Below are 17583 nucleotides of genomic sequence, written 5' to 3' on the forward strand. Positions count from 1 at the left end.
TTTTTTACTGAGCGGCGGCCTTACCGGACCATAACTATGCAGCATTACCTGGTATGATTTCCTGAAAGCATTGACTGGAAGAATGAACTGGAAGCATTGACTGGAAGCATTAACTGAAAGCATTGACTGGAAGCATTAACCGGAAGCATTATTCCCCCTCCGGCCCGGCCTCCTTAGGCAGCCAGTCCGCTTTGACATAGTACAGGAACATACCGGCCGCGCAGATGACCCAGGTAATGGGCCATCCCGCCATGACCACCATCAAACTGTGAGTCATGGGCACTGCCACAAGCAGGTAAATCTGTCTCAGAACCACGAAGCTGCCCAGCATAAAGAACATGGGGACCTTGGAAAGTCCCGCGCCGCGCAGGGCGCCGTTTAGTACCTGGATCACGGGCATCACAATATATGCTCTGGAGAAAATGCGAAGCATACTGCTTCCGTTCCCAATTACCTGGGGATCATTGGTAAACACGCTGATTAACAAGGGCGCTCCGAAATACATTCCCACTGAACCTGCCAGAATAATCAGGGAACTCATAACCCAGGCGGCAAATATTCCCTTCTTCACCCGTTTATACTTGCGTGCTCCGATGTTCTGTCCCACAAAAGTGGTGATAGCCATATTAAAGCTCTGAAGGGGCAGCTGGAGAAATCCGTCAATCCTCAGGGTAGCGGAATATCCGGCCATGGCAGCCGTTCCGAACCGGTTGATATAGGACTGCACCACCACGTTGGAAAATGAGGTGATGCTCTGCTGACAGGCAGCCGGAAAGCCAAAGGCAATGATTTTGCGGATCATTTTCTTGTGGAACCGTATCTTGCGGATTTCCACCTTGTAATCCTCACGGGTATGCATCAGCTTGTGCATGACCATGAATGAGCTCACTGCCTGGGCCATGATGGTGGCAATGGCCACGCCTGCAATGCCCATGTGAAACCCGCACACAAAGGTGAAATCCAGGATGATATTCACGATACTGGCCACTGCCAGATAGAGCAGTGGATGCCTGGAGTCCCCCACCGCGCGCAGTATGCCTGAGCCCATATTGTAAAAAAGTGAAAATGTGATTCCACAGAAATAAATCATCAGATATAGAGAAGAATGGGGAAGGACGTCCTCCGGCACCCCGATTGCCCTGAGAAGGGGCCCTGTATACAGCAGTCCCAGCCCGGTAAACACTATGCTCAACAGCCCCGTAAGGGCCATAGCGCTGTGAACCGCCCGGCTCATAGCCTCACCCTGTCTGGCCCCGAAGTATTGGGAAATCACCACTCCCGCGCCGGTGGACAGGCCCATGAAGAACCCCACCAGCATATTGATGACCGGGGTCGAAGCCCCCACCGCCGCCAGGGCGTTGGTATTGACAAAATTTCCTACCACATAGGAATCCACTGTATTGTACAACTGCTGGAAAAAATTCCCTATCAAAAGAGGGATTGAAAACCAGAAAATAGACTGAAAGATACTGCCGTCAATCATATCCGTATTAGCGCTTTGCAAGACACCACCCCATTCCCCAATCATTGGTGACCGCCCCTCCCTGTGCCTTGGAATATAAGACCATTACAAAAAAGAGAAAGCAGTCCATACCGAAGCCGCTCTCTCTATCATACATGATTTTCGTGGATTTTTCTATCTGTTTCTCTTTAATTCCTTCTGCTTTATACCTTTTGTTTTATATCTTCTGTTTCATACCCCTTGTTTCATACTCTCTGTTTCATACCCTCTGTTTCATACCCCCTGTTTCATACCTTCTGCTTTATACCTTCTGCTTTATACCTTCTGTTTTATATCTTCTATTTTATTCATATTACTGCCACACATTTCACTGCCGCCCCTTTTTCTCCGTCTCTTATTCCGTCTCTTACTCCATCCCCTACTCCATCTCTCACTCCATCTCCTACTCCATTCCCTTGCCTCATCTCTTACTCCGCCGCCCCTGCAAGCCTCCGCTCCTTTTTAATGCTCCAAGCGTACATGGCGCCTCCTGCCGCCAGCCAGAACACGGTATACAGGGCGGTTCCCGCCAGCTGGGGCCAGGCAGCGTCCCAGCCGATTCCCTTCAGGTTCACAGCCTTCAGTTCCACGGCAATATTGGCAATGGGCGAAAATATCCTGGATGCAATGCTGAGCCATTTGGGCATCAGATAGTACGGGAAAATAAGCCCTGAGGTAAATATAATCAGGTTGCTGCACATCATATACAGCTGCGCAAAGCAGGCCAGCCTTTTGGTAAATGACCCCAGCATCACGCCAAAGGCCACGGCCGCCAGCATGAAAAGCACGGTGCTGAACAGATAGAGCCCGATTTCCCCCCGCAGGGGAATATTCTTATACAGTCCCACCACACACAGCACCACGAACTGGGCCGCCACCGCGCCGCCCGCCACCACGGCCGTCCTGATGATTCCGTCTTTTAATTCCTCCCTCCGCTTTTCCGGGGTAGCCGCTGCCAGAGCTTTCCTTTTTCGTATCATGAGCGGAATAAAAAATGAGATGAGAAAGGTCTGCATGGTGATGGCGGGAACCAGCAGATAGCTCATTTTCCTGATGTAATCGCCCTGTGGTTCATACAAGGTCCTGTCCACGTAAGAAAATGTACCCAGACTGGTCTGGGCCGCCGAGGGGTAAAAGTTGTTTCCCTCCAGCATCTTAAGCTGCATTCCCGCGCTCATGGTACCCAGCACGGATGATGCAGCCCCCACTGCCCCGCCGCCGGTGATGATGTTGGAACAGTCCGCAAATATCACTGCCTGGGGTGATTTCTTCAGGGACATATCCCGGCTGAAATTTTCAGGTATCATGACGCCGGCCTCAATCTTCTTATCCAGGATGGCCTGTTTCAGATCCTGCTCCGAATCCGCATAATATACAATATCCAGAGAGGGATTGATGCCAAACTGCTTCACAATGGACTGGGACAAGGAGGACCGGTCCTCATCCAGGATTCCAAAGGGAATATCCTCTGTGTAATCATTTTTCCAGATGGTAGTAATCAGGAGCATACCGGCCAGCACGGAAATAAACAGACCGATGACCGTGTTTTTTTCTTCCTTCCATATCCTGCTTATCATATGCCGGCCACCCCGTTTTCCGTCCGGGGACCATCTGCGGGCGTTTTTCCCGGCTCTGCCCCGGCATCCCTGAATTTCTTTGCCACTGCAAGCACCATCACCGCGCAGAAGCCCATAAGCCACAGAACATGGTGGGCCTCACTCAGAAAGCTGCGCTCCACCAGGGCCATGTCCCTGAACGGCACAATATAATGGGTATTGGGCATGAACCAGGTAAGAAACTTACAGGGCCATGGCATGGAGATAACCGGAAATGTGTAACCGGCCAACAGCATGGTAAAACTTATGATGCTGCATTTCTGCACTGCCTCCTCGCAGTTTCCTCCGGTACCCAGGTTCTGGAGTATTCCAAAAAGGGTAATGCCGAAGCAGGTGAAAACCGTCATCAGTATGCCGGCCCAGGGAGAACTCTTGTAGGGAAATCCAAAACACAGGGTCTGGGTCACTATACAGCCCAGTGCCGAGACACAGGCAATACCGGTGATAAATCCGGCCTTTTTCATCAGCCTTCCAAAGCTTCTCCTCTCGCACACGCAGGCCCCCACGCATCCGGCTCCAATCTGCACAATGGTAAGGAGGATGCCCTCCATCATCATGTATGCCACATTCTTGGAGGGATTGCTGATGGCCTTTGTCACATATCCCATAGGTGCAATCAGGTTCATGGCTGCCTGGGGCGGTATGCCCTTTCCCTCTGCCAGCTTCAGCATATATCCGCTCTTAATGGTCCCCAGGGCTTCGGCTATGGTACCCCTCATGCCGCTGGCAACTGTTGACAGGGCGCCGTCGTTAAAAATCATGATTTTGGCTTCCCTGCCATTTAACAGATCCTCTGAAAAATGCTCCGGAATCACAATGCCTGCCAGTGCCTTATTATAGTAAAATGCTTCCTTCAGGTCATCCTCCTCATCCGTACACGCAATGACGTCAAATGTCCTGTTAGCCGAAATCATCTGAATCAGGCTCTGGACTGTTTCAGAGTGATCATGGTTCACAATAATCGTGGGGACCTTCTGAAAAGGCAGATGCACGAACTCCGCGCCCATAAGCAGACTCAGGATGGTGGGTGCCAGAAGAAGAATCAGCATGGGAATCGTTATGTACCGTTTTTTCATAGAAGATGCCAGGCTCCCAGCCTGTTTCATCCATTCTCTCATATACCATCACATCACTTTCCAAAGTCAACATAGGCTGTCATACCGGAACGCAGTTCATCCTGCAGTCCAGTCAGGTCCTCAAAGGTTACCTTGATTCCGTAGGTCAGGATATCCCAGTCAGCTTCATTGGACGCTTTCTTGGTGGCAAAATCCGCTTCCTTATTGATTCTCACCACTTTCCCCTTATATGTATCCTTTCCCAGGGCTGCCAGGGAGATATCCACCTCCTGGTCCAGTTTTACCCGCGGAAGCTTCATTTCATCCACATCACAAGTGATATACGGGGTATAAATGTCAGCAACCACCACGGAGGGAAGTCCGGAAGACACCACATCACCGGACTTGACATTAACCGTTGTCACCAGACCGTCCACAGGTGAGGTAAGGACACATTTATCCAGGGTGGTGTCTATCTGTTTCAGGGCCGCCTTGGCCTGGTCCACTCCGGCCTGGGCCTGGGCAATCTGTTCCGGCGTTGCTCCGTTTTGGGCTTCGGAAAGCTTGCTCTGGGAAATCTCCAGATTGGAGCGCGAGCTGTCCAGGGCTGCCTTGGCAGAAGCCAGGGCTGCCTTCTGGGCATCCACAGAGGACTGGGACACGGCTCCTGCGGGAACCAGCGCCAAGGTCCTCTGATAATCCGCGTCCATTCTTGTGTAGGCAGCCTGGGCATTTTCCAGGTTTGCCTGGGCAATCTGGACCGCCAGCTGCAGCTGTTTCATCTGTTCCTCTGTGGCGCCGTTTAACAGGCTCTGGTAAGCTGCCTGGGCCTGGGCCAGAGCTGCCTGGGCCTGTTCTCTCTGGGCCATCAGGGTATCACTGTCCAGACGGACCAGCTCCTGGCCTTTGGTCACCAGGTCCCCTTCCTCCACCAGGACATCCTTAATCTGTCCCCCGGTCAGAGCGTTAATATTGCTCTCATCCATGGTCACATAAGACTGTACCACCAGATTTTTCTTATTCTTAAATAACAGGTCATCCCCTGTCACATGACCAAAGATGAGCACCAGGACAATGGCGCACAAAATAACGGCTGCCGCCGCCCCTATGATTTTTTTCTTAGATTTTGCCAGTTTCATTGTTATTACAGTTTCTCCCTTCCAATATTTCTTTCATACTCCCTTACATTTCCGACGATTTTGCCCATAATCTGTTCCAGAACCTGTTCCTCCTGGGGCGTGATTCCGGCAAAGATGATTTTCTCCCACTGGTCCATGATGTCCTTCAGTGAATTAGCTGCCTCTTTTCCCTTTTCCGACAGGCAAACCAGCTTTTCTCGTTTATTCTCAGGATTAATCTCCCTTCTGATGTAGCCCCGCTCCTCCATGGCAGCCAATACCTTGGCTGTCTGGTATTTATCAATTCCGGACAGGCTGGAAATGGTCTCCTGATTGCTGTATCTGCTGTAGCCTATGACCAGAAGCACGATTCCCTCGGAAAAGGAAAGGCCGCAGGCCCTGAATTTAATGCACAGAAACCTTCGTTTGCTCTTTTCTATCATGGTGGCTATTTCCTGTATGGTACTCACCTCCTTGCAGGGGCTGCCGCAGATACTGTAAAGAAATACCTTCTGCGGCTATCATATGTATTTAACAACTGTTGTGTTTGACAAATATTATATGCATTTTGCAAATGAAAATCAACCCGTTTTTTTTTCACAAAATTACGGCCCAACTTTTAATATTTCTCCGTTTATTTGACGAGATGGTTCATCCCGCCGGCAGCAGGAAAGAAAAATGCCGTGAGAAAGCCGGTTTCCTGGTTGGGAATCCGGCTGATTCACGGCATTGTCACCATGTTTTCACGGCATTGTCACAGCGTTGTCACGGTGTTGTCATATTTTGTTTTATACCTTCGTTGATGACATTCAGCCATCTCATTCCATCATTTTTATAATCAGGTCCCCGCAGCCCTCATATCCTAATACAGAGGTATTCAGACAGGCATCATAATTTTCCATATCCCCCCAGTTTTTTCCGGTAAAATAGTGATAATAGTCGCTTCTCTGGCTGTCCCTTTTCTGTATTTCTTCCTCCGCCTTCTCAAAGGCTATGTCATCCACCTCGCATATACGGCGTTTGCGCTTCTCCATGGATGAAGCGTAGATAAACAGTTTAAGTACATCGCATTCTCCGTCCAGGGCGAAATCAGCGCATCTTCCGATAAAGATGCACGGTCCCTTCCGGGCCAGTCTGCGGATGGTGTCAGATACCTCCTTATTGATATCAAAGGGCTCCTGCATCTTATTGTAATTCTGGAACCGGAAGGCATACAGCACCAAATCATGAAGCAGGCTTCCCGTCCGCTTTTCATCCAGCTTTTTCAGTTCCTCGATGCTGATTCCATTGTCTGCCGCCGTCACTGCCAGAAGCTCCCGCCCATAGCAGGGAATCCCCAGGCGCTCCGACAGGATACGGGCCACCTCCCTTCCTCCGCTTCCGTACTGACGCTCAATGGTGATACAACAGTTCCTGCCCATACTCATTCCTTCTTTCTTATATGTCTTTCCTGTATGTATGCAAATGTCCTATCATTATGCAGGACGTCCATATGCCTTATGATACCTCAATTGCATACTTTATCACATGGTCCTTCTTATTCTCAAACACATCATAGGCTTCCATAATGTGTTCAAGCTTTGTTCTGTGGGTAATCAGGCAGCTGGTATCCAGTTTTCCGGCCTTTATCAGCTTCATGATTTCCTCACAGCAGGAAGCGTCCACTCCTCCTGTTTTAAAAACCAGATTCTTCCCGTACATGTCCGGCAGGGGGAGTATCTGCGGTTCTTCATATAAAGCCACTACACAGACCACTGCATTGGGCCTGGCAATCTTCCATGCCATCCGAAAGGTATCCCTGCCTCCTGCCACTTCCAATACGGCATCCGCACCCCGTCCAAGGGTCAGCTTCTTTACCTCCTGTTCCACATCCTGCTTTAACGGGTTGATAATGACATCCGCCAGTCCCTGTTCCTTAGCCAGCTCCAGCCGTTCATCCGACGTATCAATGGCTATGACCATGCCGGGGCCGTAAAGCCTTGCGCACATCAGGGTACACAGCCCGGTAGGACCTGCGCCAATAACAGCTACCGTATCCGCGGGTTTGATTTCCGCCAGGGAAGCCCCCCAGTAACCGGTGGAAAGGATGTCTCCTGTAAACAGCGCCGCCTCATCTGCCACTTCATCGGGTATCTTCGTAAGTCCGTTGTCGGCAAACGGCACCCTGACATATTCGGCCTGACCGCCGTCAATCCTGCACCCCAGCGCCCATCCCCCGTGTTCATGGGTACAGTTGTTGACATAACCCCGCCTGCAGAAATAACACTCACCGCAGAAAGTTTCTACATTTACGGCAACACGGTCTCCCTGTTTAAACTTTTTTACCGCTTCCCCGGTTTGCTCCACTATGCCCACAAACTCATGTCCCAGTATGGTTCCCGGCACAGCCCTTGGGACAGCTCCGTGCTTTATATGGATATCACTGGAACAGATGGTGGTAAGGGTTACCCTTATGATGGCATCCTGCGGATCCGCCAGCGCAGGAACCGGCCGGTGTTCCAGGGTTATGATGCCATTTTCTTTGTAGACCGCGGCTTTCATTGTCCCGGGCTTGGAATTGCGGGTATGGGGCGCCTGAGACCCGGGCATCTGGGACTGAGACATCTGGGACTGGGACATCTGAGATTGGGACATCTGAGATTGGGACATCTGAGATTGTATATCGCTTTGCATCTTTATTATACCTCCAATGTACTGCTGTTTTCTCTAATATCATCTAATCATATAATGATTAAAAATATTATAGCATATATTACCTGTTCCTAAAAGGACGTCCGTCCTCCTTCTGTCTGCTCCTGTTCCGACCCCCACACCCTCAGGCAGACCGGACTTGGTGGGGTTATTATATCCCAAATCCAAATCTATTTCCACCACGTCAGATTATGAAAAGATTATTAAATTTTATAAAAACACAGCAGTACAGAATCTCTCCGCACTGCTGTGTCCCTTCACTTTATAGTTAATAACATGTTTTACTTAATATGCCTTCTTCTGTCAAATACCGATAAGGTAAGTACGATTCCAGAAAGAAGGAACGTCAGGCTCATCCTGTCCATTATATTACCAGTTTTTGGAAGGGGAGCTAACGGTATCTCACCGTCATCAATAACTGTCATATCTGTCATAGGTGCTTCGGCCAGCGGAACCTGAGTTTCCTCCAGGGTAACTGCTCCGGGGCCTCCATTTGCGGATACATACCTTCTGCCTGATCCGCTTCCTGAGCTGCTGCTTCCGCCGGAACTGCCCGAACTGCTGTTTCCTCCGGTATCAGGGGTGTTACCGCCTGCTGCGGACCACTGGGCTGCAAACACTACGTCATGCTCATACTTATTGCTCCTGATTTCATTTAAATCATCAAACGAAATATTCATATCGTCCATAAGCGCAGTCCATCCGGAAAGTACATAGCCGGAATTGGCTTCAGCCGTAACGGCCCCCTCAGGGCTCACCCCATCCTCCCAAAATACAGGTTCTCCGTCCGCTCCAATAACAATGCGTCCTTCTGAATCAAGCTCTACCAGGCTCTTCCACTCCGTAACGGTTCCATATGCCCCTGTACCGTTGTTCCGGATACGTCCCTGCTGCTCGTTGGAGGATTCAAAGATAAACTGAATCTCATAGGCATCCGGAATTCCATCGGGCTTTTTATCCGGTCCATCGTTATCTGTCATGTAGTAGACGGTTATGGTTCCATTTTCCCTGACGCCCTGAACAGGTTCATAGGATTTCCTGAGCATTCCGGTATAGATATAATGGTTTCCGTCTGCCCCGTCGATTGATTCAGGAATCAGTCCATTCAGCCTGCCGTCTGCTTCCGGATCCGTCCCAAAGGGCACCTGTTCCAGAAGCTTTCTGTCAAGTATATTCGCGGGAAATTCCTTGTCTGCCATCTCCACATTTACAGTATACATATTAATATCCCAAACTGCTTCAAAGGTAACACTGCCCGTAAACTCATGGTTGTTGATATCCGGTGCCTGATATAACTGATTGGTCTTAAATCCCGTATCCTGGGATTCCACGACTCTCCAGCCGCTGAATCCGCTTCCCTCCAGTGAGGGAATCAGGTTGTCTGTAATCACCCCATATTTCTGCAGGCTGTAGGTCAGCAGCGGGTCCGTAGAATCATTCAATGTTCCGCCCTTCAAATCAAAAACAACTGCTATGCTGTGCTTCAGCTCTCCGTCCACATGCCATTCATATGGGTCGCCTTCCTCATACTGGATCCTGTACCATATGATATCGTCCATGGAATAGGTCTTACCGTCCATGGTAAATGTATCGTTCTCCGGCCACTGCGCTATGCGCTCTAAAACCGCCTCACTGCTCTGGTTCAGTTCACCTTCCGGCGCCGGTACCATCACCGGATTCGCATGAAGGAAGCCTTCGCCGAACAATGCATAATTGTAAGAGGGATCCGGCACATTGCCGTCCGGCCTTGCAGCCTTGTCTTTTCTCACAAAGAAGCCGCTCTTGACTGTATCTTCCTCAAATACAGCTGTATATATCATATTCTTTGTAACCGTATCAGGAAGCTGGCTTTCCTGCAGGACCGTTCCATCCATACCCATCCAGCCTGCAAACCGCATTGTCTCATCTATTGGCGTCTTTTCACCGATAAAGCGCTCCAGCCTGTCATTGTATTTATAATCACTCTTTGACTGCTCTGTAAAAGCTCCTTGACTGCCCGGCTTATATGTCACGGTAAACTGCTGCTTAAAGTAAAGTTTTAATGTAGTGGAACCGTCCTCCTTCACCTTGGCTTCTGTGATGTTCCTTCTGCTTGTATCCAGAACATAGGTACACTCACTCTCAACCTTATCCGCCAAATCCTGTTCTGTTACTTTGGCCATCCCATGAAGAGGAACGTCATTTCTTGCATCCGTGTATGTGGGCCGGAATTGATAACGTCCCTGGGACTGCATGTAAAACTCCACATCGTAATGAATGTTCTTATTGTCAAGGAAATTAGCTGTAAATACAGTGTCGCAGTAGAACTTATGCGCAGCTATGTCATCTGTATCATCAAACACATAATTTGGCATCAGCGTTTTATAGCCGGGTTGGCTGGATTTCCAATTGTTAAATGTAAACCCGTCATCCGCAAGGTATTCCACGCCATCCGCAGTCGGCCTTACAGGAGCGTACAGGCTCAGCTCTCCGGCGGAATCTCTCCGTGTAGACACCTCCATGACAGTTCCTGTCATGGCGCCGTTGGCACCGGCCCTGTAGGTAAAGGTAACCTGGTACCTGTCCGGTATGCCGTCAGGATTTGTAGGATTGCCGCTGTCCTCCGGATTCGTCTCTCCTTTTTCATCAATGCCATAGTAGACATTCACCACGTTGTCCAGAGTAATCAGTGATACTTTCTTTCCGTCCCCGTCAATGTGGTCCAGGGCATAATGGTGTCCGTTCTTATCCAGGGCAGGTGTCTTATCAAACACAATGTCTGAACCATACTCAGCATTTGTCACATGCTGCGCATGTTCATACTGCCTGTCAATGCGGAAATCTCCCCGGTCATTCTCAAAGAAATAATTTACCGTATATTCCAAATCCTGACGAATCTGGCTGGTGACCGCCACTTCATGGTCCCGGGTACGTGACAGGGACACATATCCCAATGCCGCCGCCCTTTCAAACTCTGCTCCCTGAAGAGACTGGCCGTCCACAGTGATACTGCTGATGGTGTAACCTGTATCCGCACGGAACCTTACCAGCATGGGAAGGACTGCGTCATATCCGTAACTTCCGCCCTGACTGATGCTGGAGTGTTCATCCGAATCCGTAATCAGGGTATACCGCCTGGCCTCCGATGTCACATAGACAGAGTGGCATTCCTTTCTGTCAACCCTTACACTGCCCGCTTCAATGGCATCCTGCAGTTCCTGCCCCTTTAGAGGACGGGCATCTACAAATACTCCGGATATTCCGTAACCTGTTTTTGCCTCAAAGGTAACCTCTATGGAGGCCTCCGGGTCATAGCTGTACGTATAAATCCTATCCTGAGGGTATGTAATCCGGCTGTGCAGGTCTGCGCCGGTGGTAAGGGCATATTCCATGGGACTGGTCTCTACAAATACGCTGTGGTCGCCCTTGCGGTCCACTGAAACAGAATGAGAGGCCAGTGCCTTCAGAAGCTCCGCTCCCTCCAGGGAAACGTCATCCACAATCACCTTGCTGACTCTGTAGCCTGTATTAGCCTTGAACTTAACCACCAGACATTTGTCCGAATCATAGGTAAAGGTGGTAACCGCCTGTTTAGGTTCTGTAATCCGGCTGTTTTCATCCGCCCCAACGGTCAGCTTGTATTCATTAATCTTACCGGTGACAGATACTATGTGGTCACGGTCCCGATCCACTTCAATGTATCCCCTGGAAACCGCCTCCTTCAGTTCATCTCCTCTGTATTGGCGTAAATCCACCCATATGCCGGATATGGAGCAGCCTTCCTTGGCTCCGAATTCCACCTTAAGTTTTTCCGTTCCATCGTAGGTGAAATCCATAGATGGGGTAATCCAGCTGTTATGGTCTGAATATGTGGTTAAATGATAACTGTTTATCCTGGTGGTCACTTCGATGGTATGGCTGCTCTTATAATCAAACAGGTATGCCCCGGCCGCTATGGCGGCTGTCTTTTCAAACCCGCTTAATTCTTTTCCATCTACAATGATATTCTGAATCTGGTAACCTTTCTTTGCCCCGAATTCAACCTTATACATGCTGAACCCTTTGTACTCATAGCTCTTTGTCTGAGGGGTAATCCAGGAATTTTCATCTGCCCTGGCCGTCAATGTATAGAGTGTCTTATCTGCCTTGACGAACACTGTGTGGTCCTGCTTACGGTCCAGTGTTATATGACTGTAACCCTGCTGGTCCGCCTCGGCCAATATGGCCTGGATTTCATCCTTTGTGAAGGATTTTCCATCCACGGTAATGCCGGTAACCGAATAGCTCTTGTCTGCTTTAAATTTAACATCCAATGTATCCGTGTCACTGTAGGAATATTTTGTACCCTTAGTAATATCAGCATTCTCAGCCCTGGTTATAAGGTTATATTCCGTCCTGACAGAAGTAACCGATACATAATGGTCCTGTTTGCAGTCCACTTCCACCCAGCCGTTCTGCACAGCCTCATTCAAAGCTTTTCCTGACAGATGTACGCCATCCACCGCGACACCGGATATCCGGTATCCCTGCCTGGCCGTAAAATTTACCCTGATAAGAGAATCTGCGTCGTAAGTATATTGTTTGCCCTGGTCAATGGCAGAGTTTGCGTCGGAAGCCGTGGTAAGCGTATACTGTTTGGGCATCCATTTGGCAGTGAGGACATAGGTAACCGGATTTATATTTATATCCTTCCAAACATCACCCACAAACAGACTGTCACCCTGCTGATATATCTTACTGCTGGCCTGATTCACATTTGTCTCAGCCAGTTCCCATCCAATAAAATCAAAATGATTCTTTTTCAGGTTCCCTGAACCCTTGATATTAATATAGCTGTCTCCATTCTTGATTGCAGGATGGGTATAGGTTCTGTAGTCAACCGGAGCCATTCCTTCTGCTCCATTGCCGTCATACTTTACCTGAATCTTTGCAGGCGTTGCCTGAATTTTAAATTCCCTGTATTGGTAAGCATCATCCCTGTAAGAGTAATGGAACTGGTTGGTACAGCCCATGGATACCGCTTCCGCATTTGCATCCGAAAAATCTCTGCTTGTATGCTCTGTAGAGATGGATGAAGGCGCGTCTGCAATATCCACATAGATGCCTTCTCCAAACCGTGCTTTTGCCAGCTCTGCCTCGGACCTGCCGTTTCTGTGCTCAAAGGTGGTAGGAGTCACATACCCGGCGGCCGGTTTTACATAGAAGGACACCATGTCTGTTCTGTCAGTCTGAAGGACCTGTCCTCTTTCCATCTCCATAAGTCCGCCGCCGTTGATGCTGTACCATAATGATATGTTGGAGGAATCCTGGTTGAATTTGAAATGGAACTGGTTGGCTGCTTCATTAACAATGATGTTGAAATAATCATTGTGCACTACGTTTCCGTACCATATACTGGCCTTTTTGCCGGCTTTCAGCGCTTTAACATCCGCTGCTGAATACCATTTTCCATTCTCATTGATATCCTTCACGTTTTGGATTGAAACCACCCTTGGATCTGATACGAACCATGAGCCTTCATATCTTCTGTCTGCTTTTACCCGGAACGTCTCGTCCTTACTTACTTCCACTGTAGTCCTGGTTATATTTTCTTTGCTTATTACCGCATAGATGGAGAAATGCTCTGCCTCAAAGCTTAACGCATCCACCGCTCTGCCGCCGGACACATCCACTGCGTCCCGGACCTCCTCTAAAGCCTTCACACCCGCGGCTTCTGTCTCCACATGAACAATGGACATTTCTTCGGCAGTCTGGCTGGCTTCCTCTACAGGAATTCCTGAAAATGTAACTGTCACAGCGCCTTCCTGGTTCCAGATTCCAGCGTCCAGCTTCTGGCTTCCAAGCCACAAATTTATATCATAAGCAGCCACTGATGAAACCTGCTTTCCCTCTTCAGAAGCAGCTTCCTGGGCATTTTCCCGTATGGAATCCTCAAGAGCAGAATCCACCCGTTCCGCAGAAGCGGTCACGCCTTTTGGCAATACGCCTTCAGGCGCGTAAAGGTTTATAATCATACCATCATTCACCACAATGGTATCAGAAAATTCCGGATGTTCGTCTGTTTCAGTGGTATATACCTCAATCTCCAGTTCATCCGTCACATCCTCTATGGTGAACCAGGAGATATCTTCCGCCAAATTCCCCGGATCTGCTGAATCCGGGTCAGCTGAATCCCCCGGGGCTCCCGTCTCTAAGATTTCACCATTGGCCGATACTGACTGTATATCATAGCCAACCTGGGTTTTAACACCAAAAGTAAGGCTTCCGCCTTCCTCAATACCGCGCGGTCCATCTACAATGCGAGCTGTTCCCTGTGAATAGACAGCATATGTTACTTTATAACCCTCGAAATCATTCAATGCTTTCAGCGTATTGACCGTGGTGGTATAAACCCTGGCCGTGCTGCAGTACCCGATTCCCACAAGGTCATCGGATGTGGCTGCTTTCACCTTATGGACGTCTTCTGCCTCTGTTTCCTCCGGTGTCCGGGATGGCTCTGTCTCTATGGTAATCACAGGTGTTTCATCGGTTATGATGTCTCCCGTTGATTCAGTCGGAGAGGACTCTTCTGTTTTCCCCTCCTCAGTTTCCTTGCTATCGCCAGATTCGCCGGACGGTTCTGAGCCGCTGGGGTGTGCCGGCTGGCTGGGTGTTTCTGCCCCGCCGGATGATTCCGGGGTGCCGGATGGCTCTGGGCTGCCGGATGGCTCCAGATTACCGGATGATTCCTGACTGGCGGATGACTCCTGGTTGCCGGATGATTCCGGATTAGCGGATGACTCTGGATTACCGGATGATTCTGGATTACCGGATGACTCTGGATTGCCGGATGATTCCTGACTGGCGGATGACTCCTGGTTACCGGATGATTCTTTACTTCCGGATGTTCCCGTCTCACTGGACACATTTGTCTTTCCAGATGTTTTATCTGCACTGCTGCCTTGATTTTCAGCAGTCTCTTTTGTTGTGTTGTCTGCTTTTGCGTTTTCTTTTGGTTCTTCTTTTTCTTTTGTGCCCTCTTCAATTCTCACATCTGAATCATGCTTTTCAGGAAGGGAGGCTGTCTCATCACCTGTCTTTACAGCAACAACAGGCGCATAGTGACGGTTAATGGATGCAACAGGTGTATCATCCTGTTTCTCAGAATGAATCTGCTCCTTATCTGCATCGCCCTTCTGTTCTACTTCTTCTTTTGCGTTATTGTATATTTCCTCGGACTTATCTGTATTCTCAGGCCGGGAGCCCTCTGATTCCTTTTGAGCCTCTTCTGTATCCTGTCTGCCAGTGTCTGTCCCCTCTGTTGGTGAAGCAGTTGTTTCCTTCTGTCCTTCCTCTCCTGCAGGTATCTGTGTCTCCTGACTCTGAGAGGTCTGTTCTGTGGTTTCTTCCAGAGTTGGTTCTGCCGGTTCTGACTCTGCTGGATTAGCTTCTGACGAAGTCGTTTCCAATGGGTCAGGTTCTGACGGAACTGCTTCTGTTGGAATCTCTTCTGACGGTGCTGTTTCTGCTGGTTCTGTTTCTGCTGGTATTGTTTCTGCTGGTATTGTTTCTGACGGTCCTGTTTCTGACGGTACCGTCTCCGCCGGCTTGGATATGATATTTACTTCCTCATCTCCAAATGCAGCCTCGTAGCTTTTAACAGTAAGTTTCTTTGTTCTCTTTACCTTCTCCTTTCCATCCTCCATTCTGGTGATGGACGTGGAACAGCTGATGGAGCTTTCTCCATTATTCACATACAGGAATATAATTTCCTCATCTCCGGTGACCATATACATGTCATCCGCATCCTCCGGAAGCCGGACAAATACACGCAGCTCCGCGTCCATGTCTCCTCCGTCGTATTCCGGATAAATCTCATATATATTTCCTTCACCATAAAATAATGCCTCAAACTGTTCTGTCCTGCCGTTGGTAAAGTCGATATCCCCCTCCTGAAGGGGATTTCCTGCAGCAATTGCTTCTTCAATTGCGGTAACCAGGCCGGAACCGCTCATCTCGAAGGTTACGCTGTCAGAAGATTCCGCTGCATACGCTGTCGTAAGGTCTGTACCAATATTAGTGGTAACCATAACCGCAGCAATCATGGCAGCAAGAAATCTTTTGCATAAACCGTAAGGTTTTTTATGCAGTGCTCTTGATCTTCCTTTCTCCTTCATACCATTTTCTCCTCTTCATACTTAGTCCTATGGTACTAATCATATCAAATGGTACGTTATAGAAAGCGTTAGGTAGGCCAGATAATGGAAATTTTCTTAATGTTTATTTAAATTTGAGAGGTAAAAGAACCCCTGGCCATATTGACCAGGGGTTCCTGTTATACTGCTATTTTGTTTTACATTGACTGTAATGGACTGTTATGAATCCTCTTCTTTACGTTTCTTGCTCAACGCTGTTACCGCAACAAAGATTCCTGATAACATCATGGTCAATGTGGTTCTCATAGATGTCTGACCTGTCTTTGGCAGTGGTGCCAACGGCACTTCACCGTCATCAATTAAGGTTACATCTACTGGTGATTCTGGAAGAGGTGCTAACGGCACATCTTCTGGGGTGATGGTTGTGGTACCTGGGCCGCCGGTTGGTGGTGTATAGCGATTATTGCCTTCGGTGTTGCCGCTGGGACCGCCGCCACCGCCAGGACCAGTACCGCCACCGCCGTTAAATCTAAATTGTGCGGTAAACGTGGTACTCTGTGTGAACTCTGCAGCTCTAATTTCATCCGCGTTGGCATAACCCCTGCTTCCGTCTGTCCAGTTATTGAATAAATAGCTTCCAAGGCTGGATACTGTTACGTTAGCATCTGGACTTGCAGGTTTCAGTTCCCTATGGTCATTACCATCTTCTCCTGTAACAATTTCATAGACAGTCTTGACTTCAGTTACCCTTCCTGATACTGTTCCGCGATTTGTGTCTTCCGATACATATTGGAACTTAATCTGGTACTTATCAGGTACTCCGTCTGGTTCATTTGGCACTTCTATACCGATTTCATCAACATCAAAGTATGCGATGAAAGTGGTATCTACCAAATAGGTATTTGTCTTCATCTTTGACATGTCAGGAGTGTAGTCATTTACTTCGCTATCGGTCCAGTAGTCAAATGCAAAACCATCCAGAGGTGTTGCGATTGCTCCATTGGGACTTATTGCTGTCTTTTCAGTATAGTTTCCATCTTCGTCCCTAAAAGTATGGACTTCTTCCGCTACACTGACAGTACCCTTCTTCTCATCTGCACTGATATAATAGAAAATTGTCTGGTACTCATCCGGGATCTGGTCTCCGTTGTCATCCACTCCGAAGTTCGCTACGTATTCGGATGCCACATACAGGCCTCCCACCTTCGCGATGTCCTCCGGCTTCAGCTCTGCATTCCAGCTTACCACCACTCCGTCCTTCGTCCAGTTCTTGAAGGCGTATCCGGTCTCTGCTGTCGCTATGGAGCCCTTTGGCGTACCCGTTGCCGGATTTACACTGTCAGGATTGTTTGTCGTTGTTCCGTGCTCTGCGTTATCCGGCACATATCTTATCTCCACTGCCGCATTTTCAGCAAAGCTGATTGCATAATGCGTATCTTCCGTGAACTGCGTGATTCCAGCTTCCGGTTTCTCCGGATTCCAGCTCTC

The 17583-nt window shown here is 48.9% G+C and carries 9 protein-coding genes; all 9 read right to left on the bottom strand.

The genetic code is table 11. From position 1 onward, the window contains the following. Positions 1-148 precede the first annotated feature (148 nt). Positions 149-1528 carry an MATE family efflux transporter gene (locus LI015_RS16775; protein ID WP_002565871.1) on the bottom strand — a complete coding sequence of 460 codons (1380 nt, stop codon included), beginning with the start codon at positions 1526-1528 and terminating at the stop codon, positions 149-151. A gap of 401 nt (positions 1529-1929) precedes the next feature. Beyond that, complete coding sequence (locus tag LI015_RS16780; protein WP_002565870.1) at positions 1930-3078, bottom strand: ABC transporter permease; 1149 nt, start codon at positions 3076-3078, stop codon at positions 1930-1932. Further along, positions 3075-4223 (bottom strand): ABC transporter permease, encoded by a 1149-nt coding sequence (locus tag LI015_RS16785; protein WP_227125731.1) that lies wholly within the window; start codon positions 4221-4223, stop codon positions 3075-3077. The genes LI015_RS16780 and LI015_RS16785 overlap by 4 nt, the downstream gene beginning before the upstream one ends. Before the next feature lie 23 nt (positions 4224-4246). Beyond that, positions 4247-5311 (bottom strand): HlyD family secretion protein, encoded by a 1065-nt coding sequence (locus tag LI015_RS16790; RefSeq protein WP_021893968.1) that lies wholly within the window; start codon positions 5309-5311, stop codon positions 4247-4249. Positions 5312-5316: 5 nt separating this feature from the next. Then, on the bottom strand, positions 5317-5733 hold the full coding sequence (locus LI015_RS16795) for a MarR family winged helix-turn-helix transcriptional regulator (protein WP_002565867.1): 417 nt from the start codon (positions 5731-5733) through the stop codon (positions 5317-5319). Between the two features lie 375 nt (positions 5734-6108). Further along, a complete protein-coding gene (locus LI015_RS16800) occupies positions 6109-6711 on the bottom strand; it encodes a cytidylate kinase-like family protein (RefSeq protein ID WP_227125733.1) in 603 nt (200 codons plus the stop codon). Between the two features lie 76 nt (positions 6712-6787). Beyond that, positions 6788-7831 (bottom strand): alcohol dehydrogenase, encoded by a 1044-nt coding sequence (locus tag LI015_RS16805; RefSeq protein ID WP_369123844.1) that lies wholly within the window; start codon positions 7829-7831, stop codon positions 6788-6790. 431 nt (positions 7832-8262) lie between these two features. Beyond that, positions 8263-16116 carry a doubled motif LPXTG anchor domain-containing protein gene (locus LI015_RS16810; RefSeq protein ID WP_227125737.1) on the bottom strand — a complete coding sequence of 2618 codons (7854 nt, stop codon included), beginning with the start codon at positions 16114-16116 and terminating at the stop codon, positions 8263-8265. A 198-nt stretch (positions 16117-16314) separates the two neighbouring features. Beyond that, a partial coding sequence (locus tag LI015_RS16815; RefSeq protein WP_227125739.1) for a doubled motif LPXTG anchor domain-containing protein occupies positions 16315-17583 on the bottom strand: 1269 nt, incomplete at its 5' end.

The organism is Enterocloster sp. 210928-DFI.2.20 (assembly GCF_020554465.1).
GTDB classification, from domain to species: Bacteria; Bacillota; Clostridia; order Lachnospirales; family Lachnospiraceae; genus Enterocloster; species Enterocloster bolteae.